Source organism: Exiguobacterium undae DSM 14481 (assembly GCF_000620805.1).
Classification (GTDB): domain Bacteria; phylum Bacillota; class Bacilli; order Exiguobacteriales; family Exiguobacteriaceae; genus Exiguobacterium_A; species Exiguobacterium_A undae.
This window is the reverse complement of the sequence record NZ_KK211187.1, coordinates 610161-633701: the sequence shown is the minus strand read 5'-3', so window position 1 is coordinate 633701 and position 23541 is coordinate 610161. Positions and strand designations below refer to the sequence as shown.

Genomic DNA, 23541 nt, shown 5'->3' with positions numbered 1-23541 from the left:
ACGCTTACACCTACAATTAATATCAGGTACTAAAACAAGGAGGAGACAGCATGAAAATTGCATGGATTACAGACAGTACAACCATTTTACCGGACTCGATCGCCGACCGTGACGACCTGACCGTCGTCCCGCTTCTCGTCATGAAGGATGGCGAGAGTTTTGTCGACGGCGTCGACGTGCAAGCAGAAACCGTTTATGAATGGATTGGTGCCAAGCATAAGGTGACGACAAGCCAACCATCGATCGGAACGTTCACCGAACACTACGAACGCTTAAAAGAACAGTACGATATCGGCTTTGCCGTTCATCTATCCAGTGAACTGAGCGGTACGTACAATGCCTCGGTCCAAGGAGCAGAGATTGCCGGTTTTCGGTTGATTGCCATCGATTCCCGTTGCGGAATCTATCCGGCAGGTCAACTGTTGGCGGAAGCGATCGAAATGGCAGCAACAGGCGCTGCCGTCGAAGACATCGAACAACACATTCTGAACCGTCGACTCGATCATCATATTGAATTTACTGTCGCCAATTTGGATCAACTGCAGGCCGGCGGACGGATTTCTTCGACAAAGGCGTTTGTCGGTAACCTGCTTCAACTCCGTCCCCTGTTCCACTTTGAAGACGGAAAAATCGTACCGTATCAGACGGTCCGGACGTTCAAAAAAGCACATGGCATGATTTTTGATCACCTCGTCGAGATGCTCGAAAGCGGCACCGTGACCGATGTCTCGTTGTTTCATGCGACTGCGTACGACTTGGCACTCGAGTGGAAGACGGCGCTTGAGCAACGGTTTGACGTCACAGTCCGAATCGATAATCTGACACCTGTCCTCGGTTCGCATACCGGTAATCCAGCGATCGGCATGTCCTTCCTCAATCCGACGAGCCGACGCTGATGTCTAGAAATTCCGGAATCCGGGTAAACCTCCTTTAGAGATTAAAGGAGGTTTTTGTTTTGAAAAACAAATGGATTTGGCTCAACTGGCTTGGTTTTGTCTTCACGATTGCCATCAATGCGTTAGACGGTGGAAAAACAGGTCGTATTTCGGATACGATTTCGACACTCTTCAAACCCGCAGGTTACGCATTCTCGATTTGGGGATTGATTTATGCAATTTTACTCGTTTGGTTGATTTTACAGACGATTCCAAAGTTCAAGGAACATGAAATTGCGAAGAAAATTGGTCCATGGTTCTTGATCAGCTGTCTGTTTAACGCTGCATGGATCGTCACGTTCTCATTCAAACTGTTCCCATTGTCTGTCGTCGTCATCGTTGGTCTGTTGCTTTCGTTGATCGTCATCTATTCGAAAATCGATCGCGAGACAAAAGCCTTACGCTTTAAGCTTCCGTTTTCGCTCTACCTCGGTTGGGTGTCGGTCGCAACGATCGCCAACATCTTCCTGACACTCGATACAGAAAACATCAACTCCTTGCTTGGCATCGGGGATTCCGGTTGGACGATGATCATGCTGGGTGTCGGTGTCGTCGTCGCCTTATTGTTCATGTTCGCGAACCGCGATCCGATCTATCCGCTCGTCTTCGTCTGGGCCTATATCGCGATCAACTTCCAGTCAGATAACGGACTGGTCGATACGGTCGTCTTGGGCAGCGTCGTCGTTTTACTCGCCGGATATGTCTTCTTGCTTGTCCGGATGCGCCGCCAGGTACACGTGAGCAAGTAACGTTATTTTCCGTTCCGTTCGGCGTATACTAGTATCAAAGGAGTGAATGTCATGCACATCACATTTACAGAAGCTGCTCTTGGTCGCATCGACCAATTACGCGGCGATACGGCAGGTCAATTGCATCTCTACTACGATACAGAAGGTTGTGGTTGCGGGAACTCCGGTATCTTCAGCATCCGGCTTGTCCCTGCCGCAACAGACGAAGATATGACGATCGACTCAAACGTTGGTCCCGTTCTCGTCAAACGCTGGTCGAGTCACTTTCTCGATCAAGAGATGACCCTCGACTACAACGCCGAGAAGAAATCACTGATTCTAAAAAGTGACGGTCAATATTTTAATACGAATGTTCTTGTCACGGATCAAACCGGCTGTCAGCTGACGGCTAACCGATGAATCAAAAAAGGCAGCTTCCTTTGCGGAAGCTGCCTTTGTAGTTAGATGGACAGACAGGAGCTGGGTTGATTACAGAGCGAGTCGTATCGTAAATGTACTGCGATTCTGTCTGCATCTTGCACGAGTCGAACAAATCCCTGCCCGGAATCTGTTCATGAAGCTGTTGCGTCCCCCATGATCACACGCATTGTACCCGCGTGCTTATCTAGTATACGTATAAAACAGTAAAACGGATTTCTTTTTTGACAGTTTCAGCCGACATTCAGAACCGTTCGTTCGATCGTCTGCTGGTCCAAATCCTTGACCTGAACCGGGCGGCTGTAATAGTATCCTTGTCCATAATCACACCCCAGACGTTTGAGGAATTCATGTTGTTCGAGCGTCTCGACACCTTCCGCAACGACCTCAATCCCGAGACTCTTAGCTAGCTGAATGATCATCTCCGTGATCGCCGTCCCCCGTTCATCATGTGGGACCTCATCAATGAAGGATTTATCAATCTTCAGAATATCGATCGGCAGATGCTTCAAGTGCGTCAACGAAGATAAGCCGGTTCCGAAATCATCGAGCGCAATCGTTAAACTCAACTGCTTCAATTCTCCCAGCATCAAGAGAGCCCGTTCCAAGTTCTCCATCACGGACGTTTCCGTGATTTCGAGTTGCAGTTGCAGCTCCCCGCCATTTTTCAGTGAGTGATGGACGATTTCCTTGATCATCAAGTTGTGTGATTCGGACCGAAAATGCATCGCCGACAGGTTGACCGAGACTTGCCGGATGAAGTGATTTTCTTCCCGCCAGACTTCCATCTGATTGACGGTTTCCTGGAGCACCCACTGCGTCAACCGATGAATCAGACTGTATTTTTCCGCAAGCGGAATAAATTCTGCCGGTGAGATGAATCCAAACTTCGGATGATTCCAACGAATCAAAACTTCCGCCTGTTCCACTTTTCCTGTCGCTAATGCAATTTTCGGTTGATAAACCAGATTAAATTCTTTAAAGTCCGTCATCGCCCGTCGTAACGAACCGACGATTTGCTGTTCCCGGCGGTCGGAATGGAGCGCTTCATCGTAAATGACGAAACGGTCGCGTCCTTCATTTTTTCCGGCACGTAGAGCACTCTCCATCTGACCAATCCGCATCTCCAACGTATCATCCGGATTCGGGACGATGATGCCGATCGTCGCTGTCAGATGAATCTCTTGTCCTTCCAGCGAAATCGGTTGCCGAATCGCTTCCAACACGTCAGTGAATGCTGGGTCGAGCTGGTCCGGATCAATGTTTTGAATCAGGAAAAACTGGGTTCCGTTGTACCGGATACACGCTTCATCCTCTTGCAGTAACCCTTTAATCCGATCCGCAAATTGACGAATGACAGCATCTCCTTGATCAAAACCAAACGTATCATTGATCCATTTGTAACCATCCAGATCAAGTAAGGCCATCGCCATATGCTGTTTGGTCCGGCTGTACTGGGCATCGACTTTGTGCATGTGATGATCGAGCCACCGCCGGTTGTGAAGACCCGTCAAGTGGTCGGTATACGCCATCACCTGCAAGGCCCGACGTTCGAGATGTATATACAATCCAACAATCAGAATGATGATGATGAATACAGGAATGGCCACATTGCTCAGGACATTCGATGTCACCGGACCTGCTGCGAGATCAACGTTTGAATTACTCGGAATACAAAACGTCGTTCCGAGCATACCGACATAATGCATCGTTGAAATACCAAATCCCATCACAATCGCGACGGGAATCAAAATCCGTTTTTTCTTGACATGACGTGTCACATAGAGCAACAGCAGTGCCACATAGGCGACCGTAATCGCAATCAGGACCGATAAGATGAACAACGTTGCGTCATACCGGACATCGCCGCCGAACTGCATCGCGACCATCCCGAGATAATGCATCATCGCAATTCCGACGCCCATGAATGCCCCGGCAACCATCACCTTTTTCCAGGTGAGCTCTGAATAATATAATAAATGAAAGGCAATCCATGCGGCCGTCACGGCGGGTACGATCGACAAAAACATCAAGAACCAGTCATAACTGACCGGGACTGCCAACTCAAATGCCCCCATCCCGACAAAGTGCATGCCCCAAATGGACAATCCCATTGTTAATGACGATAAAAACAGTGCGCGTTTTTTCAAAAAGGTTGCCTTAGCTAACCGGCGATTTAATTCAAGAGAAGCATAGGATCCGACGATGGCAACGATGACCGATAGGATGACCAATGTCTCTTCATAGTGTTTTGTTAAGATGATCCATTCATTCATGGTAAGTGCCTCTCTTTTTGACTGACATTCCTATTAGTATCGTCTACTTGCCGTCATTTCTTCAGTCTTCTTCCGAAATTTCATCAGAATCAATCTGCTTTTTCTAAAATAGATGGACAAACTCGAAAAAGGACAAAAAAAAGATGCCGGAATTCCGGCATCTCGTGTGAGCATTTTTTATAAAGCGACAGAAGCGACGATTTCACCGGTCGGTTTTTCTAAATCCGGTTCCGGTTCGACGGTGATGGCGACGGCATCAATCGCTCCGTCTCCTTTCAGCGGGAAGACCGCAGCGGCTTCTCCGTCTTGTTCAATGACTCCGTTCGCGCGTGGGGTGTCCCCTTGAATCGTCCAGAGCTGATATAACTCCCCTTCTTTTAAAGGCGGTAAATCTTTTAGTTGAACGAGCATATATTCCTGATCATCTTTCGTAAAGATCATGCTGGATCCCTTGATGGAGGCGGTACTCTCAAAGTTGCCCATTCCTTTGACTTCATCCATCGCGAACTCTTCCTCCGGCGAAGCTTCGTCCTGTGAAAGGAAATACGCGTTGGCACCAAGTGACAGGATTAAAGCAGCCGCAATACTCATCAACCATCCGAGCGGGACGGAACGTTTTTTCTTTTTCTCGGTTTGAGCGGTTTCGAATTCGGAAACGTGTGGCGTTTCCTGACGAACGGGCTCGTTCGATGTCGACTCCAGTGGTTCTTCAGTCGGACGGGCAGATCCGAGGACCTCCCCGAGAATTCTTGATTTCATGCCTGCTGGTACCGGTCGTGCCGGAAGCGATTCCGCGATGGGGAGCATCAAGTCTTGCATCTCTTGAAGCGCCTGCTTACAGTCATCACACGTTTCCAAGTGTGCTTCGAACGCGTCGCGATCGCTAGCTGATAATGTGCCGTTGAAGTAGTCGATTAAGTCATGACAACGTTCTTCCATCAACGTTCCCTCCCGTCTATTATTTTTCGGAGTGATTGGATGGCACTCCTGATTCTCGTTTTTACCGTTCCGAGCGGTAAATTCAATTGATCTGAGATTTGTTGCTGGGTCAATCCTTTAAAGTAAACCAGTTCAATCAACTCCTGTTGATCCGGTTTTAATTCGCTGACGGCATTCCGGACTTCCGAAGCGGTCTCCCGTTCGATGACGGTGCGTTCGACGGGTTCATCGAATCCACCATCCCGTTCCTCGACTTCGATCGTCGGTTGTCGTTTTTCACGTCTTAAACAGTCAAGAGCGGCATTGCGGGTAATCGTTAATATCCAAGAGGAGAACTTTCCTTTATCGGTATTAAAATCAACGCGTCCGTTCCATATCTTCATCCAGACTTCTTGAATGACTTCTTCTGATAAACGATCGTTATTCGTAAAGCGATGAGCGAATGAGAACAAAAGCCTTTCGTACTTTTCGTAAAGTGCTTCAAGAGCCAGTTCATCTCCACTGCGCATCTCATGATAAAGCGATTCATCGGATTGAGTATGCATCCTTCTCCTCCTTGTGATCAGTCAGCCTTATCATATAGTATACGCAAGCTGACGCGAAATCGTTTTAGTTTTTTATCTTTTTTCATTTTTTGTCCACCACATCCATATTCCCTATTCTACTAAAAAATATAGCTCAAAAAGCGGTTGGATTGACAGCAATACTATGATGGGCATAGCATAAAGGTATCGAATAGACGGATTGCATCTTAGAATGGAGGAAAATGAATGGATTACGATCGGAAAATGAAGAATCGGGTCAGCCGCATCGAAGGACAACTTCGTGGCATCTTGCGCATGATGGAAGAAGGGCAGGATTGCCGCGATGTCATCACCCAATTGTCCGCTGCGCGTTCCGCGATCGACCGGACGATTGGTGTCGTCGTCAGCTCGAATCTCATCGAGTGTGTCAAGGAAGCGGAACAGTCCGGTGAAGGACAAACTGAAGAATTGGTCAAGGAAGCGGTCAACCTACTTGTCAAAAGTCGTTGATCGTCCCTTAGGATCATTTACTTGCCCTGCTCCGCTTGAATGCGGAGCAGGGCATTTTTGATTCTCTTCATTTAGATGTTTTGCAATCAAGATAAAAAGGAACATTAAAAGGCGTGCTTAAAGTGAATTGAACATGAGGAGGAATCGACCATGACCACGTATCAGCTCGATCAAGACCACAGCTCCATTTCATTCTCAGTCAAACATATGATGATTTCAAAAGTAAAAGGGGAATTCCGTGATTTTACGTTTGATGTCAGCGGGGAAGCGCATGATTTAGAACATGCCTCCGCTGTCGTGACGATTCCAGTCGCAACCATCGACACTCGCAGCAATGACCGCGATACGCATTTGAAATCTGCCGACTTTTTTGATGTCGAGCAATATCCGAACATTACTTACCGCGTGACCTCGTTTAAAAAACACTCCGGTGACGAATATGAAGTCACGGGTGATCTGACGATTAAAGACGTCACGCGGACGGAAACGTTTAAAGTCGAGTATGAAGGCAGCGGTGTTGATCCTTGGGGCAATACACGATCTGGTTTTGAAGTGGACGGTAAAATCAAACGCGAAGATTATAACCTGACATGGAATGTCGCGCTTGAAGCCGGTGGCGTCTTGGTCGGCAGTGATGTGAAATTCCAATTGCACCTCGAATTCATTCACGCTTAATCATTAATCAATTCACGTAACAGTATCTGTAGGGGGAAATGATATGACAGTGTCACTTTTTATTGATGTTTCTTGTAAGACCGGTGAATCACCGGTGTACGATGCCAAAACAAAACGATTTTATTTCGTCGATATTCCGGGTCAGCTTCTTTTTTCATATGATTTAACGACAGAAGCATTAAAACCGTATCAGTTGCCAAGCGCGATCACTTCGATCGCCTTGACGGACGCACCGGACTTCCTGCGCGTCACGTCGGCACACGGCTTCGGGACGTTCGACTTAAAAGAAGGACGCCTCTCACTGGAAACCCAGTTGACACTGCCTGAATCGGATCGGATGAACGACGGGAAACTCGATCCGTCCGGTCAATATGTAGCGGGCAGCATCAATGAGGAAGACGGTGAAACAGCGTCGCTGTATCGCTTGCGTCATGACGGTTCAGTCGATGTCTTGCTTGAAAACTTAACGAACTCAAACGGACTCGTTTGGTCGGAAGACGGGAAGACGCTTTACCACATCGATACGCCGACGAAAAAGGTCTATGCTTTTGATTATGCGGCGGATCAACCGTTGACGAACCGTCGTGTTACCATCGATTTAGAAGACGAGGATGGTTTTCCGGACGGCATGACAAAAGATCGGGACGGTCACGTCTTCATCGCCCATTATGCCGGGTCGTGCTTAACGCGTTGGAATCTTGAAACAGGTGAAAAACTCGCCCATGTCGAGTTCCCTGTCTCGAATCCGACATGCCCGATTTTGTATGAAGACCGTTTGCTCGTTACGACGGCCGCGGACGGCGACGACGCCGAACATGCCGGTGCCGTTTTCGAAGTCACGTATTGATGTTTAAGACTCCCTTTTGAGGGAGTTTTTTTGTGGACGCCTGTACTAAAACAGGCGATACTGAAAGAGAAGCGAATATTTTGACGAGGGAGTGTACCCGGATGCGTATTTCATCGATTGAACGGCTTCATCAACTGCAAACGACCCCGTCCTTTTTCCCGGTCAACTGTTACCTATTTGAAGAAGCAGACAGCCTTACCTTGATTGACACAGGCATCTCACTGAATGCCAAAGCCATCTATTCCGTCATCAAGTCTTTTGATAAACCGTTACAATCCATCATCTTGACCCACGCGCATGCCGATCATGTCGGTTCCCTTGATTTTTTAGCGAGTGCCTTCCCGCTCGCTGAAGTATCCATCAGTTATCGGGATGCCGCCCTGCTCAGTGGCGACGAATCGTTACGCGAAGGCGAAACGACACCTCTTAAAGGCGGCATTCCAAAAAACATCAAGACCCGTCCTGATCGGTTACTCGAAAGTGGTCAACAGATCGGCAGTTTAAGTGTCATTGCGTCACCCGGTCATACACCAGGCTCGATTTCCCTTTGGCATGAAGGCAGCCGGACGTTGATTGCCGGAGATGCGTTTCAAACACAAGGTGGACTAGCCGTATCCGGCGACACACGATGGCAGTTCCCCTTCCCGTCCCTTGCTACGTGGGATAAGGAGGTGGCACTCCAGTCCGCGCATCAGTTGACGGAGTTGACACCGGACGTGCTGGCGGTTGGTCATGGTCCGCTTGTCGTCGCACCAAGCTTTGATATGCGTCAAGCGGTCGATCGATTCGAACAACTGTTATCCGCTAAAAAGCGAAACGGTTATACCTAAACGAATATACGAAAAAACACCGCCGTTTCTCCCGATCGCATCGCGACAAAGAGGAACGGCGGTGTTTCATTCGTCCGGTTATTCTGTTTAATAGTGGTACAAACGAGCTTCATACGGTGCCAACCGTTTTGGATCATGGGCTTCATGATTGGACAACAGCAGTTGTTCTTCTGGCAAAGCGAGCGTCGTCGTGACGGCTTCGTCATGAAGATTCAAAACGATCCGCCATGTGACACCGTCCAGTTCCCGCTCGTAGACGTACAAATACGGATCTTGAATCGCCAAATCGCGGTAGACGCCGTACACCATGACCGGATGTTTTTTCCGTAAGGCAATCAGTGTCCGGTAAAAGGCGAGGACGGAATGGGGATCTTGTTCCGCCGCCTCAACGTTAATCTCTAAATAATTTGGATTGACCGTCATCCAGGAATGGCCAGATTCCGTGAATCCTGCCAGTTGGTTTGCGTTCCATTGCATCGGGGTCCGGGAATTGTCCCGCGCCCGCATCTGCATCGATGACAGGACAGTCCCCGGTGATTCACCAGCTGCAACCCGTTCCGCGTATTGATTCCGGAATGCGACGTCTTGATAGGCCTCCGGATCAGAAAACCGGATCCCGGTCATACCGATTTCTTCGCCTTGATAGATATACGGGATACCGGGTAACGTGTGTAACATCAAACCAAGTAATTTCGCACTTTCGACCCGGTAGCGTTCGCTTCCGAACCGTGTCACCTGACGTGTATGATCATGGTTGTTCAGGAACTGGGACGCGACACCACGCGGATACAATGCGTCATACCACTGTTTTTGAATCTGCTTGAACCGCGGTAAGTCCATCGTCTCCATGTCATCCGCCACTTCAAAGTGAAACAGCGTCCGTAATTCATTGCGGTTTTCCCCGACGTACAGCAAACCGTCTTCCGGACCGACGAACGGAATTTCTCCGACCGTAAATAAATCGGTCCCCGCAAGCACCTCGTCATGCATTTCTTGTAAAAAGGAATGGATGCCCGGTTGATTGCCGAGATAGGACAGATCAAAGGGATCGGCAACATCCGCAAACGAGGCGCGTTTTTTAATCAGATTGATGACATCCATCCGGAATCCGTCGATGCCTTTGTCCGCCCACCACCGCATCATCGTATAGACGGCTTGTCGAACGGCTGGATGTTCCCAGTTCAAGTCCGGTTGCTCCGATGCAAACGAGTGGAAATAATACTGCTCGCGTGTCTCATCCCATGTCCACGGGCTTGGTGCGAAATAGGAGCGCCAGTTATTCGGAGGTGTTCCTTTTTCCCCGTCCTGCCAAATGTACCAGTCCGCCGTTTCGCCCGTCTTGCCACGTCGCGACTCCTCGAACCAAGCGTGTTGATCACTCGTATGGTTGACGACGAGATCAAGAATCAGTTTTAAGCCCCGCTCATGGGCTGCCGCAATCAATTCCTCCAAATCGGACAACGTTCCCGCCTTTTCCATGATTGTGTAATAGTCGGAAATATCGTATCCGTTATCGACATCGGGTGATGTATAACAGGGGTTTAACCAGATGACATCCACACCAAGTGACGCGATGTAATCCAACTTTTCGATCACACCCCGTAAATCTCCCATCCCGTCTCCGTTCGAGTCCTTAAAACTGCGCCAATACACTTGATAGACAACGGCTTCTTTCCACCAGGTTCGATTCATCCGGTTTCCTCCTCTATGTTTACATGGTTTGCTTTAATTCATACATGCACATTCTGATGTCAGCTACTTGATCGGTAGACTCTACTTGAAGAACACGTTCTTCAGTTGGATAAAAACGGCTGCTGAACACGGTGCGTCCATACTCAGAAAATAATTCCACCGAGGAGGCATCAACAAATAGTCTTTCGTCCATCGATGTCACCACTCGTTTACTTATTCGCTCTTCTTCACCTGTTTCCCCTATTCGCTTCATACTTATTCCTTCATCATCCCATCTGATTTCAAAAGAAGAACTCAGGAATAGGCTAAGCGATGTACCGGGCAGTCGATTGCCTGTAATGCAAAGTTCAAATCCGATCGGCGTAACCAGCCGCGAATTCCCCGAAAAAATTTCGTCCAGCACTGTTTTGGACCGTAGTGTTTCACATTCTTGAACCGGTCTCATATACAGTTGCCCTTCTTCAACCGTGAGCTCACGCGGCAAAGTCATCATTCCCGCAAAACCCTCCACTCGCTCCTTGAACTCCGCCTCCCACATCGAGAGCCAGCCGATCAAAATCCGTCTGCCGTTTTCATCTTGAAAGGTCTGCGCCGCATAAAAATCATGTCCCAGATCCAATTCCCGGAACGTACCATGCGAAAAACTGGTCTGTTCGAGATCGAGTTGACCGGTGACATAACCACATTGATGCAGATTTTGATACCGCTCTTGTTTCGCTTCGATGCCTTGCGGCGAAAACAACAAGACGTCCACGCCGTTACAAGAAAACAGATCCGGACATTCCCACATGTAACCGAGACGGGGATCTCTCGCCAAAATACCGCGATATTGCCACTCTTTCCCGTTCATTGATCGGTACAGCAGCACTTGTCCGCCGGATTCATCTTTACTTCCGAGCACCATCCAAAAATAATCTTCCTGAAACCAAACTTTCGGGTCACGCCAGTGAGGACTCATATTTTCAGGCGGCGACGCTAAAACGGGATTCACTGTTGCTTTCTCAAATCGTTCGCCATCCTTTGTACGAGCGAGGCACTGCACTTGAATCAGTTGATCCTGTTCTTGATCGATCCATTGGTTTCCTGTGTAGTATAACCAGAGTTCATCCTCGACAACGACTGCACTTCCTGAGAAAACACCACCTCGGTCATACGATTGATCTGGAAACAACGCAATCGGCTTATGCTCCCAGTGCAAAAGATCACGCGATATCGCGTGACCCCAATGCATGTCATCCCAAAAAGTAGAATGGGGATGAAATTGATAAAACAAATGATAAACGCCGTTCCATTGGCTGAGTCCGTTCGGATCATTGATCCAGCCACTCGGTGCAGTGAAATGGTAGATTGGTCGATACGTCATCGTGTTTCACTGACCTGTGGTTGTAACGTCAGTTGAATCTCCCGCTCAATCGTATAAAGGTTTCCGTCATGCGTAAAGGAGACCGGCTGTCCTCCCGTCACTTGCTTGATGTCGAGCGTATCTCGTGTCACCGTGCATTCGAGCCGCTCTCCCTGCCAATGAATCGGAAAAGCAAGACGGTCCCACGCCTTCGGTAATCTCGGATTGATCCGAAGTTGACCGTTTAACATCCGGACACCACCAAATCCGTTGACGACACTTTGCCAAATGCCACCCAGTGAGGCGGCATGAATGCCATGGTCGCTTGTTTTCATGTTCGGACCAAGGTCGATTCGGGCTGCGCGACTAAACAGGTCATATGCGAGGTCTGTTTCCCCCATGTCGCTCGCTAACACACAATGTGTCGAAAGACTGAGTGATGAGTCATGGAGTGTCTTCGGTTCGTAGTAAGACCAGTTCGCCTGCTTGGTTTTTTGATCAAACAAATCTTCAAGCAGGTAAAATAAGATCATGACATCCGCTTGCTTCGAAACTTGAATCTCATTCACCTGTTCCAGATTGTAATCTTCGAACAGCGAACCGACATGTGTTTGCTGTTTATATTTCGTCAAATCAATGATTTCTTTGGAGAGATAGGTATCGTCTTGTGGTAACACCCCGTCTTCTCGAATTGCCGGTAAATAAAGAAGCGGTAAACACTCTTCCCATTTCGCAAAAGCTTTCGCTAAATTCATTTTTTCATCCAGACGTTCATAAAGGGCCGGTTTCGTCTGTTCGAGTACCGTTTTGTACTCCATCGCTTTTTGAATGTTCCAATGAGCTGTATAGTTCGTAAATGCATTGTTATTTACGTGTTCCTTGTACTCATCCGGTCCGATGACTTGATTAATATGATACTGTTTCGCTGCATCATTCCACTCCAGACGCGAAGACCAGAATTTCGCGGTGTCGAGAATGAGTTCATATCCGGATTCTTCCATGAACGTTTCATCACCCGTGATTTGATAATATTGCCAAGTCGCGAAAGCAACATCCGAGGTGATGTGTTGCTCGATGAATCCTGACCAAATCTTGGTCGCCGTTCCCGTTACGATGTCCGCCGCTCCATAAACGGGCGTGACTTCTCCATCCTCAAGCCAGGCAGATTCCCAAGGGAACATCGCTCCTTCATACCCGTTCTCAAGCGCTTTCCGATGTGCCCCCGGTAATGTTTGATAACGGTATTCCAGCAGACTCTTCGCCACTTTTGGTTGGGTGTAAATGAAGTACGGCAACAGGAAGATTTCCGTATCCCAAAACGTATGCCCTTTATATCCTTCGCCCGACAAACCTTTTGCACCGATGTTCATCCGGTGGTCGTGAGCAGGTGTCATCACCGTCATGTGGTATTGCGCAAAACGAATGGCCAACTGATCAAAACCGTCGTCTCCCTCGATTTCAATATCCAGTGCGGACCAAATACGTTGATCCCACTCCGCGCTATGCTGATGGAATTTAGCTTCATATCCTGCTGCTGCTGCTTCTTTTAATTCGGTCAGACTCTCCTCGCGCAACGACTCCAGCGTGTAGTCGGCTTGCCGTTGATCATTATCACGGCTCGTATGAATCGTTGAAAGCTTTTCAATGACAAACGGCTCGTTTGCCTGCAAAGCAATTTGTTTAAAATCGTAAACAATTTTCCTGCGGTCCATTTGGATTAATCCTTTCACCTGGACCGGTGTATCTTGCTTCATAAAGCGATGTGTCGTATTCAATACAAAGTCAATTTTTGATTCGGTTGTCTTTTGGACTTGTTGAAGATACACCTCTTCATACAAACGTTTTTCACCTTCGATAAAATGCTGGACTCCGCTGTTCGTGACTTGTCCGTTGATACCGGAAATCACTCTTAAGGTCGTCTCTTGTAAAGGCGTAATCGTAATACGTTGTCCAACCAAATGACGATCAGCCAACGAAACGAATCGTCTGAATTCCAATACGTATCGCTCACCGGTCGGCGCTTCCCAGTCAACTTCCCGCACTAACTCGGCACGCTTTAAATCCAACTGACGTTTATAGTGATGAATTTTTCCAAGCGTTAAATCAAATCGTGTACCGTTGAAGAAAAATTCCATCGCGATTACATCCGCAACATTCGGTAACTCGGTCACTTCATTTTCTGCAAACCGATTAAACGTTCCCGCAACGAATGTATTCCGGACTTCTCCGACATATCTCTCCTCCGTGGTCGAACGTGCTCCCATGTACCCGTTCCCTAATGAAAAAATCGCTTCCGCTTTTCCTAAAAACTGTGAGTCAAACCGCTCTTCTGCCACACACCAATTTTTATATTCTGCTTGTCCGGTCGAATAGTTCATGATTTCAGTCGTCACTCAGATCATCCTTTCAATTCGAAAATAGTAAAGCGCTTACTTTATAAGTCGAGTTCATTCTATCCGAAACGTTTCGGTAAAGCAATCATTCTTTTTGACATTGACATTTCGAGGGTCTAACCATGTATAATCCGAATAGATACTTAAACGTTTCAGAAAAAGGATGTGAATTTATGAATCTTCTTGATCAGTGGTTGATTTCCGTAACTTTTCAGGCAAAAAAAGCTACGATTTGGCGGAATCAATCGATCTGGAAAACGATTTTTTACCTGTTCAGCCTTTTGGTCTTGTGTTTTGCACTGACTATCTTTTTTTCAACACGTCAATCCGAACCAATCTCTCCGACGATAAAAGAGACACAGTTGCATGTGGCAAACGGAAAATTAGTGACAGCAAAATCGGATGTTATTTTGTTAAGTCAGATCAATTCTTTGATCGTCATCGGTTCTGATCAATCCTTCGAAAACCTTCGTTATGAGAACATCCTGCTTCTTGAAGAGGACACCTGGTCTTACGGACGAAAAGGTTATCCGCTCCAATCTAACCGCTATTCCGAGGCTCCGTTCGTTAAAAACGGCGAGTTCACGTATGATCAAGCGCTTAAAAGAGCAGCCGTTCTCGACCGGCAATTAAAATGGTTCGCCCCCATCTATCTGTATGTCGCTTTTATGTTGCAATTGTTCGTTCACATCGTTCTCATCAGCCTGCTTGCACTGGCGGGCCGCAGCTTCAAACGGATGCACGACATCACTTACCGTCAAGCTTGGACGCTAACAGCTTACGGTGTCACACTGCCCATTCTCATCAAGACATTACTTGATCTTTTCGGTTTCCAAATCGGATTCATGTCGCTTCTTTACTGGGCAAGCATCGCCACTTTCGCTTTACTCGCCATCCGTTCAATTGATAACGAGACATGAATATAAATAAAGGGATGCTCCTCAACAGGAACATCCCTTATTTATATCTGGTATCTAGTTCACTCATCGATTGCTAGTTGATTCGCGTAAAATCAATTCATTTTTCAGTTCAATCTGCCGTTCTCCGTCATGACCTTCAATCAATTGAATTAACATCTCAGCCGCCGCACTTCCCATTTCATACGGTTGTTGAGAAATCGTCGTCAACTTAGGGGTGATATAACGTGAGAGCAAGATATTATCAAAACCAATCACAGATAAATCCTTCGGAATCTGAATCCCCAACTCTTTAGCTGCCTGCATGACACCAAGCGCCATTACATCACTCGCGCAAAAAAATGCCGAGACGTCCGACCGATTCAACAGTAAATGCAAAGCAGCTCGCCTTGCCATTTCCTCTTCAAAATCCCCGTTGACAACCAAAGCCGGATCAAGTTCAACTCCTGTTTCGCGCAGGGCCTCTTCGTATGCTTTTTTTCGAATCTGACTGACATGGGCATGCTCAGAACCATTCATATACGCAATTTTTTCATGTCCCATCCGTCTTAGATACTTAACCGCTTGCTTTGCACTCTCAAATTGGTTGGAAGTGACATAAGCTGCTTTTTCCCCCTCGATTGGAATATCAATTAAGACACAGGGTGTATCACTGTCCATCGCTTCGATCAAATAAGGATCTTCGATTTTCAATCCTTGAATGACGACACCATCTAATTGACGCTCGGCACAAATTTGACGATAGGTTTTGTTTTTTTGTTTCGCCGTCGAAGTGCTCAAAACAACGAACTCGTAGGTCGTCGAAGCTAACGTGTCCGACACCCCACATAACGTCTCATACATGAAGTTATCTTTGATGCTCTCACGTTTCAAATCCGTCACGATGAATCCGATCGTCTTCGATTGTTTTGTCACAAGACTACGCGCAATGATGTTCGGACTGTATCCAAGTCTCTTGGCGGTCTGTTCAATCTTTGTTCGCGTTCCTTCACTTACGTCAAAATAACCGTTTAACGCACGGGATACCGTCGTAACAGAAAAACCCGTTTCGCGGGCAATATCTTTTAATGTGGCCAACTCTTTCACCCTTCCTACTCAAAACGTTTTGGCAAATCGACCGTCCGTCGATTTACATCGTTTATATTCATATTACTTTATTACGTTTAAAGAGCGCAATATCAACGAATATATATACCACACTGTAAAAAAACTAAAAACACTTGCTATCCGAAACGTTTAAGTAGTATGATACTCCCGAGAGATGAAAGCGTTTTCTGTACAGGTTTGAGTCTTACGTTTATTTTGCATGGAAAGCACGGATTCTCATACCCCTTAGAAATATCGGTTTTTACAAAACGTTTCGGAACGAGGAGGAATTTCTTATGAAAACTTGGAAACCCGCATTGGCATTACTGGCAACGACTTCTGTGTTATTGGCAGCCTGTTCGTCGAATGAGGACGACAAAGCTGAAGTATCATCTGATCCAAGCGAGCTAAAAGGACAAACGATTACCGTCGGCTCTTGGAAAGGAACGGAAGCAGAGGTTACGACCTGGGATAAGATGCTGAAGGACTTCACCAAACAAACCGGGATTAAAGTAAAGAAAAAAATCTATAACGATTACCAGACACAACTTCAAACCGATTTAGTCGGCGGAACAGCACCTGACGTATTTTACGTAGATGCCTTCCTTTCTCCTGAACTGTCTAAGCAAGGCGTCCTCGCACCACTCGATGACTATATGAAGCAGACAAAAGATTTTAAAAAAGAAGACTACTACGCTCCTGCCTATAAAGCCTTCACAGCGGAAGATGGAAAGCAGTACGGATTGCCGAAAGACTACTCAACACTTGGTGTGTACTACAACGAAGCATTACTTCAAGATGCTGGTGTTTCACCAGACGACATTCCGACAAAATCAGAAGATTGGCCGGCCTTTCTTTCTGAGTTAAAAGACAAACTTCCAAAAGGAGTATCACCAGCCATTACGACTTCGGAATTGGCACGCCATCTCTTCGTGATGGAAGCAAGCGGAACAGCTATTACGGACGATAAAGGGTATGCCGTCTTAAGTAACCCGGCTCAAATCGAGCAACTGCAACCAATCGTTGACGCGTATAAAGAAGGACTGATTCGCCGTCCGGCAGATTTAGGTCAAGGATGGGCAGGCGACTCATTCGGCGCACAAAAAGCAGCGTTGATGATCGAAGGAAACTGGGCGGTTGCTCATTTAAAACAAAACTTCAAAGACGTGAAATTCGGTACGAAAGAAACACCAACCATCAATGATAAAAATGGTTCGATGATGTTTACGGTCAGTTATTCGATGAATGCTCAAACAAAATTCAAAGCGGCATCGTGGGAATTCATTAAGTACGCCGCCGGAAAAGAAGGAATGAAAATTTGGGCGGACGGTGCCGGAACATTGCCATCCCTTCAATCTGTCGCAAGCGAGATGAAACTTGAAGAGGATCCAATCAAAGCTCCGTTCGTTAAAGCTGGAGCATATGCGACACCTTGGCAAAAAGGCGACACACTTTCCATCATTGCCCGGGAATATAACAACCAGTTCCCTGCCGCTTTAAAAGGCGAAGTATCGTTAGAAGAGGCGATGAAAAAAGCCGAAAAGACTGCCAATAAAGATATCAAAACACAGTTGAATAAGTGATCCACGAGAACGCTCACCTGACCAATTCGGAGGTTGGGCGTTTTCTTCTTATTTCTCAACTTGAAAGGAGCTTTTCCATGACAAGTGTTCCTCATTCTAATCAGCAACCCGTTGTCCCAACCGGTCGCCCTCCGAAACCCAAAAAAGAACGGGCACGTAAGGGCGAAAGTTTACAGGGGTATACGTTCATGTTGCCGACGATTTTGATTATGCTGGTCTTTACATTGATTCCGATCGGCTATTCCTTATTCCTTTCCTTTACACGGGTTAATCTATTTGGCGGTGTCAGTTTTGAGTTCACCGGTCTAACGAATTATTCGAACGCCTTGCAGGATGAACGCGTTTGGATTGCGCTCAAAAATACGGTTCGATACGTCGCCTTCGTCGTTCCGATCCAAACCATCATCGCTCTGATTATGGCGGCGGTTCTCAATTCAGGTATTCGTTTTCAAAATACTTTTAGAACCATTTACTTTTTACCGACATTGACATCAAGCTCCGCTTTAACGATGATCTTCATGTTTCTGTTCAGCTTAAACGGTCCTGTCAACAATGCACTGGTTTCAGTTGGTATCTTACCGGAACCGATTAACTTCGTGAATGAAACACAATTCGCCCTTGCCTCAATCATGGTCATGAACATTTGGGCAACTGTCCCCTACTACATGACAATTTATTTAGCGGGGCTTCAAGACATTCCGAAATCACTGTACGAAGCAGCCGATTTGGACGGAGCAAATGCTTGGCAAAAACTGACGAAAATCACTGTTCCCAACCTTGCTCCGATTACAAACTACGTGATTTTAATGGGATTGATCGGCTGTTTCCAACTATTCGACCAAGCCTATATCATCTCCGGCGGATCGGGTGGTCCGAATAACGCGACACTGACGTTCTCCTTATTGATTTATCAATATGCGTTCAAGACGCTCGGAACGATGGGATATGCATCAGCTCTTGCCATCTTGTTGACGATTGTCATTTTCACCGTCTCGATGATTGCCCGACGGTTAAATAAAGAAGAGTCTCATTACTAAGGAGGTCCGAATATGAAACCGAAAAAATGGCCCCGTGTTTTACTGTATTGCGTCCTCATCCTTTACGGACTCGTGACGCTGTATCCCTTTTTATGGGCAGTTCTTGCTGCGTTTAAACCTTATGCAGAAATCGTATCCGGCGGATTGAATCTACTTCCTGAAAAGCCGACCCTCGATAATTTTGCTTACATCTTTACCCGTGATCCACTCTTTCCGAAATGGGTCATGAACACGTTCATCGTCGCAACGACTGGGACCATCTTGAACGTGATCTTTAACACAATGGCCGGTTACTCACTGGCACGCCTTCGTTTCGCCGGTCGAAATTACTGGTTTTTACTCATTCTTGCCGTCATGATGGTTCCCGGACAGATTCTGTTGATTCCGAATTACCTCATCATGAAATCACTTGGGTTACTTGATTCTTATTCCGCCCTGATCTTGCCGGGTGCCATCAACTTCGCATACATCTTCATGATGCGACAATTTTTCATCAACTTCCCGAAGGAAATCGAGGAAGCCGCTCAAGTCGATGGATTAAACCGTTTCCAGACGTTTTGGAAAATCGTCTTTCCGATGGCGCGTCCGGCCGTTGCCACTCAGGCCATCTTCATTTTCCTTGGTTTCTGGAACGAATTCATGAAGCCCTTGCTTTACATCACGTCACCAGAAAAATATACGTTAACGCTTGGTCTTCAATCGTTCCAAAGTCAAAACGCCACCCAATGGAATTACATCATGGCAGCGTCCGTCGTCTCGATTATTCCAATCATCATTCTATACATCTTACTCAACCGGTATTTCATGCAAGGATTACGTATCGGTGGAGATAAGTAAGGAGGAGCTTTTATGTCTACACCTTATCCACAAGCGGTCATCTTCGATTTAGACGGCGTCATCACAGACTCTGCCGAACATCATTTTCTGGCTTGGCAACAACTCGGACAGGAACTCTCTATCCCGTTCGATCGTCAATTCAACGAGACACTTAAAGGCGTTAACCGCATGGACTCACTTGAACGCATTCTTTCACTCGGCCAAGCAAATGACCGGTATTCTGAAACCGAAAAAACGGCTCTGGCTGAAAAGAAAAACCGGTATTACGTGGAGTCCATTCAACATTTAACGCCACAGGATGTTCTTCCCGGAATCATCGATTTGCTCAAGGATTTGCGTCAAAACAAGATCAAAATCGCAATGGCGTCTGCTTCTAAAAATGCACAGTTTGTTTCCGAACGACTTGAGGTCGATCACTATTTCGATCATATCGTCGACGCAGCGACAGTCGAAAAGTCCAAACCTCATCCAGAAGTATTTTTAAAGGCAGCAACAGCTGTCGGTGTCGCTCCAACAGATTGTGTCGGAATTGAGGATGCGGCTGCTGGTGTTGAGGCTATCAAGAGCGCTGGAATGCGCGCAATCGCCATTGGTGACGCCGACATTTTAAACGCGGCGGATCTTGTCCTGACCGATACATCGAAGCTTTCACTCACCACCTTATCCGGAGTATTCTCAAAATAATTTTCACCGCAGGACTTTTGAGGGAACACCCCCTTTTAAAAGTCCTGTGTTTTTCTTTTTGAAAAAACCCTTTTCTTTTGACTGAAAATTCGCTATCCTTGACGACAATACCTAACAAGGAGGAACACAGATGAAACATTTCGCCCCATCGATTGCGATTGATCGGCTGCCCGCTCCGGTCTTTGCTGAACTCGCTCAGCGGATTGGTGCCGTCAAAGCAGCCGGCCACGATGTCATCACGCTTGGTCAAGGAACGCCGGACCAAACCACGCCCGTACATATTTTGGACGCCTTAAAAGAGGCAATCAATGACGCCTCCAATCTCCAATATCCTCCGTTTCGCGGACATGATTTTCTCAAACAGGCTGTAGCCGATTTTTATCAGTCCGAATTCGGTGTGACGATTGATCCTGCTTCTGAGGTCGCCATTTTGCTCGGCAGTAAAGCCGGTATCGTCGCCTTGCCGCAAACAATCGTCAATCCGGGTGAAGGTGTCATTGTTCCTGATCCCGGTTACCCCGACTACCTGTCCGGCGCGGCATTGGCAGGTGCTTACCCGATCACGTTACCGCTCCTTGCGGAAAATGCTTTTTTACCTGACTACACGTTACTCGATACGACGGATGTCGAACGGGCCCGGATGTTGTTCCTCAACTACCCGAGCAATCCGACCGGCGCGACGGCGACGGCGGAAGCCTTTGAACAGACGGTCGCTTTCGCTGACGCGAACGACATCTGCGTCGTCCATGACTTGGCGTACGGCGGTATCAGTTTTGATGGTCCGACCCGAAGTTTCCTCCAGACCGAAGGGGCGAAAGACGTCGGAATCGAACTCTTTTCGTTATCCAAACGCTTCAACATGTCCGGCTTCCGCATCGCCTTTGCAATCGGGAATCCATCCGTCATCTCAAGTATCGAAACGTACCAGGAACACTTATACGTCAGTGCCTTCACACCCATCCAGCACGCAGCGACCGTCGCCCTCTCAAGCGACCAGACGTGTGTCCGTGAACTGAGTGCGCTGTATGAAGCCCGTCGCGATGCCTTGTTCGGCAAATTACAAGACATCGGATGGGACGGACCGATCCCTGGTGGTTCGTTCTTCGTCTGGTTGCCGGTCCCGTCCGGCTTTACGTCACAAAGCTTTACCGACCACTTGCTGGACGAGGCGCATGTCGCCGTCACACCGGGACATTTCTTCGGTGAATATGGCGAAGGCTACGTCCGGATCAGCTTGATTGCCGACGCCGAACGATTGGTCGAAGCCGCCGAACGGATTGGGCAGCTCAATCTGTTTCAGCAAGCCGTTGCGGAATAATTCTGAAAAAACGTTTGACAGATGGGAATGATTTCCGTTAAAGTAAATCCCAACAGCATATCTACTTATCGCGAGCGACCGAGGGAATAGGCCCAACGACGTCCGGCAACCACCTTTAAGGAACGGTGCCACATCCTACAGAATGTTTCATTCTGAGAGATAAGTTACGAAATCTTACACTTCGTCGCTTTTTTCTGGTTGCTCTTAACTGGAAAAAAGCGATTTTTTTGTATAGGGAGGAAATAACAGATGATTGAATTCAAAGGCATCACCAAACGGTTCGTACGTGACCGGACACCGATTTTCGCCCTGCGTGACGTCAACTTAACGATTCAGCAAGGTGAAATTTTTGGCATCATCGGTGAATCCGGCGCCGGAAAAAGTACCTTGTTGCGTTTGATCAACGGACTCGAAACACCGACACAAGGAACGGTCAAAGTATCCGGTATCAAACTGTCCGATTTATCCAAAGGCAGCCTAAGAGAGTTGCGCCTGAAGATCGGAATGATCTTTCAACATTTCCAATTGATTCAATCGCGGAATGTTTCCGACAACATCGCGTTCGCCTTAAAAGCAGCCGGCGTCAAACGCAGTGATTTCCCAAGCCGGATCAAAGAACTCGTCGCCCTGGTCGGACTTGAAGGATTTGAGACCAATTTCCCGAGTCAACTCAGCGGCGGACAAAAACAACGGGTCGGGATTGCCCGCGCCCTTGCGAATAATCCGAGTGTCCTGTTATGTGACGAAGCAACATCAGCGCTCGATCCGGTCACGACCCTGCAAATCCTGGAATTGCTGAAGGACTTGAATGAACGGCTTGGTCTGACAATCATCCTGATCACTCACGAGATTGATGTCGTCAAACAGATTTGTCACCGCGTCGCCGTCATGGCTCACGGTGAAGTCGTCGAAGTCGCCAACACCTACGACATATTCAGTCAACCGACCCATGACGTCACAAAACATTACGTCGATACGGCACTCCAAATCGAGTTGCCGGAACGGATTTTGCGAACAACACCCGGGAAGATCATCCGTCTCCAATTCACGGGAGAAAAGACCGGTGAGAGTACGCTGTCAGAAGCGATCAAACAATTTGATATCTCGGTCAGCATCCTGCACGGCAAGGTCGATTATATTCAAAACGTCGCCTTCGGAGTGTTGATTGTCAGCCTGACCGGTCCAACGCTTCACGTCAACCGGGCCCTCACTTGGCTTGAGGAGCAACTCCATACGCTTGAGGTGATTCAGGATGTGGCTTGAACGGATTCAAACGATGTTACCGGAGTTGGCAAAAGCCTTAGGCGAAACGGCCTTGATGGTCGGGATTTCCCTTGGTTTTGCCCTCGTCGTCGGGATTCCGCTGGGAATTCTTTTATTCATCACCGACCGTGGATTGTTTTTCCAAAACGTCTTCGTTCGCAGTATTTTGGACTTTTTCGTTAATATCGTTCGTTCGTTACCCTTCATCATCTTGCTTGTCGCATTGATTCCACTGACACAATTGTTGCTCGACAATACGATTGGTCCGACGGCCGCTTCTGTCAGCTTAAGTGTTGCCGCCATTCCGTTCCTTGCCCGACTCGTCGAGACCTCACTCCGTGAGATTCCACCGGGCTTGATCGAAGCTGCTGAGGCGTGCGGCGCCACACCATTTCGTATCATCATCAGCGCCCTGTTACCGGAAGCCCTTCCCGGAATCATCCAAGCGGTGACGTTAACGACGATCAGCCTGATCGGCTTTTCTGCCATGGCCGGCATCGTCGGCGGCGGTGGTGTCGGTGACCTCGCCATCCGCTTCGGTTATTACCGGTACGATAACGTCGTCATGATCGTGACGATCATCGTACTCGTCGTCATCGTCCAAAGTATTCAAGGACTCGGCAATCAACTTGCCCGTCGTGCTGATAAACGTTAAATCCAAAATAGAGACCACTAAGGGAGAGAATG

Annotated in this window: 22 protein-coding genes and 1 riboswitch; of the genes, 15 read left to right on the top strand and 7 right to left on the bottom strand. The window is 47.5% G+C overall.

Going from position 1 to position 23541, the window contains the following annotated elements; genetic code table 11:
* Positions 1-50 precede the first annotated feature (50 nt).
* Genes P397_RS0103865 through P397_RS0103855 form a run of 3 tightly spaced genes read left to right on the top strand, consistent with a single transcriptional unit; the run spans position 51 to position 2083 of the window.
* Positions 51-896, top strand: a complete 846-nt coding sequence (locus P397_RS0103865; RefSeq protein WP_028105698.1) for a DegV family protein — start codon at positions 51-53, stop codon at positions 894-896.
* Positions 897-955: 59 nt separating this feature from the next.
* Positions 956-1684 carry a TspO/MBR family protein gene (locus tag P397_RS0103860; protein WP_028105697.1) on the top strand — a complete coding sequence of 243 codons (729 nt, stop codon included), beginning with the start codon at positions 956-958 and terminating at the stop codon, positions 1682-1684.
* A gap of 51 nt (positions 1685-1735) precedes the next feature.
* Positions 1736-2083, top strand: coding sequence for an iron-sulfur cluster biosynthesis family protein (locus P397_RS0103855; protein WP_028105696.1), 348 nt, complete (start codon positions 1736-1738; stop codon positions 2081-2083).
* 251 nt (positions 2084-2334) lie between these two features.
* On the opposite strand, the gene P397_RS0103850 is transcribed toward P397_RS0103855, so the two are convergent.
* From P397_RS0103850 to P397_RS0103840, 3 genes are all read right to left on the bottom strand, one after another.
* Complete coding sequence (locus tag P397_RS0103850) at positions 2335-4377, bottom strand: putative bifunctional diguanylate cyclase/phosphodiesterase (RefSeq protein ID WP_028105695.1); 2043 nt, start codon at positions 4375-4377, stop codon at positions 2335-2337.
* Between the two features lie 177 nt (positions 4378-4554).
* Positions 4555-5316, bottom strand: coding sequence for an anti-sigma factor (locus tag P397_RS0103845; RefSeq protein ID WP_028105694.1), 762 nt, complete (start codon positions 5314-5316; stop codon positions 4555-4557).
* The gene (locus tag P397_RS0103840; RefSeq protein ID WP_028105693.1) at positions 5316-5861 is read right to left on the bottom strand and encodes an RNA polymerase sigma factor; all 546 of its coding nucleotides are present in this window, start codon (positions 5859-5861) and stop codon (positions 5316-5318) included. Before P397_RS0103840 ends, P397_RS0103845 begins: the two co-directional genes overlap by 1 nt.
* 225 nt (positions 5862-6086) lie before the next feature.
* On the opposite strand from P397_RS0103840, the gene P397_RS0103835 reads away from it, so the two are divergent.
* The 4 genes from P397_RS0103835 to P397_RS0103820 all read left to right on the top strand — a co-directional run bounded on the left by P397_RS0103835 (position 6087) and on the right by P397_RS0103820 (position 8702).
* Positions 6087-6350 carry a metal-sensitive transcriptional regulator gene (locus P397_RS0103835; RefSeq protein ID WP_012371399.1) on the top strand — a complete coding sequence of 88 codons (264 nt, stop codon included), beginning with the start codon at positions 6087-6089 and terminating at the stop codon, positions 6348-6350.
* A 150-nt stretch (positions 6351-6500) separates the two neighbouring features.
* Entirely contained in the window at positions 6501-7025 is a 525-nt protein-coding gene (locus P397_RS0103830; RefSeq protein ID WP_026832049.1) for a YceI family protein, read from the top strand.
* Positions 7026-7068: 43 nt separating this feature from the next.
* Positions 7069-7872 (top strand): SMP-30/gluconolactonase/LRE family protein, encoded by an 804-nt coding sequence (locus P397_RS0103825; RefSeq protein WP_028105692.1) that lies wholly within the window; start codon positions 7069-7071, stop codon positions 7870-7872.
* A 101-nt stretch (positions 7873-7973) separates the two neighbouring features.
* Positions 7974-8702 (top strand): MBL fold metallo-hydrolase, encoded by a 729-nt coding sequence (locus P397_RS0103820; RefSeq protein WP_026832047.1) that lies wholly within the window; start codon positions 7974-7976, stop codon positions 8700-8702.
* A gap of 87 nt (positions 8703-8789) precedes the next feature.
* Here P397_RS0103820 and P397_RS0103815 read toward each other — a convergent pair whose 3' ends face one another.
* The 3 genes from P397_RS0103815 to P397_RS0103805 are packed head-to-tail and all read right to left on the bottom strand — an operon-like array spanning position 8790 to position 14114.
* A complete protein-coding gene (locus tag P397_RS0103815; RefSeq protein ID WP_028105691.1) occupies positions 8790-10394 on the bottom strand; it encodes an alpha-glucosidase in 1605 nt (534 codons plus the stop codon).
* A gap of 19 nt (positions 10395-10413) precedes the next feature.
* Positions 10414-11757, bottom strand: coding sequence for a glycoside hydrolase family 32 protein (locus tag P397_RS17085; protein ID WP_035414047.1), 1344 nt, complete (start codon positions 11755-11757; stop codon positions 10414-10416).
* On the bottom strand, positions 11754-14114 hold the full coding sequence (locus tag P397_RS0103805) for a glycoside hydrolase family 65 protein (RefSeq protein ID WP_174544505.1): 2361 nt from the start codon (positions 14112-14114) through the stop codon (positions 11754-11756). The genes P397_RS17085 and P397_RS0103805 overlap by 4 nt, the downstream gene beginning before the upstream one ends.
* A 188-nt stretch (positions 14115-14302) precedes the next feature.
* Here P397_RS0103805 and P397_RS0103800 point away from each other — a divergent pair, with 188 nt between their 5' ends.
* Positions 14303-15049, top strand: a complete 747-nt coding sequence (locus tag P397_RS0103800; protein ID WP_028105689.1) for a DUF1189 family protein — start codon at positions 14303-14305, stop codon at positions 15047-15049.
* 63 nt (positions 15050-15112) lie between these two features.
* Here P397_RS0103800 and P397_RS0103795 read toward each other — a convergent pair whose 3' ends face one another.
* On the bottom strand, positions 15113-16123 hold the full coding sequence (locus P397_RS0103795; RefSeq protein ID WP_028105688.1) for a LacI family DNA-binding transcriptional regulator: 1011 nt from the start codon (positions 16121-16123) through the stop codon (positions 15113-15115).
* 305 nt (positions 16124-16428) lie between these two features.
* Here P397_RS0103795 and P397_RS0103790 point away from each other — a divergent pair, with 305 nt between their 5' ends.
* From P397_RS0103790 to P397_RS0103760, 7 genes are all read left to right on the top strand, one after another.
* The gene (locus P397_RS0103790; protein WP_028105687.1) at positions 16429-17715 is read left to right on the top strand and encodes an ABC transporter substrate-binding protein; all 1287 of its coding nucleotides are present in this window, start codon (positions 16429-16431) and stop codon (positions 17713-17715) included.
* Between the two features lie 188 nt (positions 17716-17903).
* Positions 17904-18752, top strand: a complete 849-nt coding sequence (locus P397_RS0103785) for a carbohydrate ABC transporter permease (protein WP_235184020.1) — start codon at positions 17904-17906, stop codon at positions 18750-18752.
* A 12-nt stretch (positions 18753-18764) separates the two neighbouring features.
* The gene (locus tag P397_RS0103780) at positions 18765-19589 is read left to right on the top strand and encodes a carbohydrate ABC transporter permease (RefSeq protein ID WP_028105685.1); all 825 of its coding nucleotides are present in this window, start codon (positions 18765-18767) and stop codon (positions 19587-19589) included.
* A gap of 12 nt (positions 19590-19601) precedes the next feature.
* On the top strand, positions 19602-20273 hold the full coding sequence (pgmB, locus tag P397_RS0103775; RefSeq protein ID WP_028105684.1) for a beta-phosphoglucomutase: 672 nt from the start codon (positions 19602-19604) through the stop codon (positions 20271-20273).
* A gap of 130 nt (positions 20274-20403) precedes the next feature.
* Positions 20404-21591, top strand: a complete 1188-nt coding sequence (locus P397_RS0103770) for an aminotransferase class I/II-fold pyridoxal phosphate-dependent enzyme (protein ID WP_026832045.1) — start codon at positions 20404-20406, stop codon at positions 21589-21591.
* Positions 21592-21653: 62 nt separating this feature from the next.
* Positions 21654-21757, top strand: a riboswitch (SAM riboswitch).
* 83 nt (positions 21758-21840) lie between these two features.
* Positions 21841-22854 carry a methionine ABC transporter ATP-binding protein gene (locus tag P397_RS0103765; protein ID WP_026832044.1) on the top strand — a complete coding sequence of 338 codons (1014 nt, stop codon included), beginning with the start codon at positions 21841-21843 and terminating at the stop codon, positions 22852-22854.
* Entirely contained in the window at positions 22844-23509 is a 666-nt protein-coding gene (locus P397_RS0103760) for a methionine ABC transporter permease (protein ID WP_028105683.1), read from the top strand. Before P397_RS0103765 ends, P397_RS0103760 begins: the two co-directional genes overlap by 11 nt.
* Positions 23510-23541: the final 32 nt, after the last annotated feature.

Coding starts and splice junctions, on each gene's coding strand:
- P397_RS0103765 (WP_026832044.1), top strand. CDS start 21,841: ATGATTGAATTCAAAGGCATCACCAAACGGTTCGTACGTGACCGGACA.
- pgmB (WP_028105684.1), top strand. CDS start 19,602: ATGTCTACACCTTATCCACAAGCGGTCATCTTCGATTTAGACGGCGTC.
- P397_RS0103790 (WP_028105687.1), top strand. CDS start 16,429: ATGAAAACTTGGAAACCCGCATTGGCATTACTGGCAACGACTTCTGTG.
- P397_RS0103855 (WP_028105696.1), top strand. CDS start 1,736: ATGCACATCACATTTACAGAAGCTGCTCTTGGTCGCATCGACCAATTA.
- P397_RS17085 (WP_035414047.1), bottom strand. CDS start 11,757: ATGACGTATCGACCAATCTACCATTTCACTGCACCGAGTGGCTGGATC.
- P397_RS0103770 (WP_026832045.1), top strand. CDS start 20,404: ATGAAACATTTCGCCCCATCGATTGCGATTGATCGGCTGCCCGCTCCG.
- P397_RS0103780 (WP_028105685.1), top strand. CDS start 18,765: ATGAAACCGAAAAAATGGCCCCGTGTTTTACTGTATTGCGTCCTCATC.
- P397_RS0103760 (WP_028105683.1), top strand. CDS start 22,844: ATGTGGCTTGAACGGATTCAAACGATGTTACCGGAGTTGGCAAAAGCC.
- P397_RS0103785 (WP_235184020.1), top strand. CDS start 17,904: ATGTTGCCGACGATTTTGATTATGCTGGTCTTTACATTGATTCCGATC.
- P397_RS0103820 (WP_026832047.1), top strand. CDS start 7,974: ATGCGTATTTCATCGATTGAACGGCTTCATCAACTGCAAACGACCCCG.
- P397_RS0103835 (WP_012371399.1), top strand. CDS start 6,087: ATGGATTACGATCGGAAAATGAAGAATCGGGTCAGCCGCATCGAAGGA.
- P397_RS0103805 (WP_174544505.1), bottom strand. CDS start 14,114: ATGAACTATTCGACCGGACAAGCAGAATATAAAAATTGGTGTGTGGCA.
- P397_RS0103830 (WP_026832049.1), top strand. CDS start 6,501: ATGACCACGTATCAGCTCGATCAAGACCACAGCTCCATTTCATTCTCA.
- P397_RS0103840 (WP_028105693.1), bottom strand. CDS start 5,861: ATGCATACTCAATCCGATGAATCGCTTTATCATGAGATGCGCAGTGGA.
- P397_RS0103865 (WP_028105698.1), top strand. CDS start 51: ATGAAAATTGCATGGATTACAGACAGTACAACCATTTTACCGGACTCG.
- P397_RS0103850 (WP_028105695.1), bottom strand. CDS start 4,377: ATGAATGAATGGATCATCTTAACAAAACACTATGAAGAGACATTGGTC.
- P397_RS0103800 (WP_028105689.1), top strand. CDS start 14,303: ATGAATCTTCTTGATCAGTGGTTGATTTCCGTAACTTTTCAGGCAAAA.
- P397_RS0103845 (WP_028105694.1), bottom strand. CDS start 5,316: ATGGAAGAACGTTGTCATGACTTAATCGACTACTTCAACGGCACATTA.
- P397_RS0103815 (WP_028105691.1), bottom strand. CDS start 10,394: ATGAATCGAACCTGGTGGAAAGAAGCCGTTGTCTATCAAGTGTATTGG.
- P397_RS0103825 (WP_028105692.1), top strand. CDS start 7,069: ATGACAGTGTCACTTTTTATTGATGTTTCTTGTAAGACCGGTGAATCA.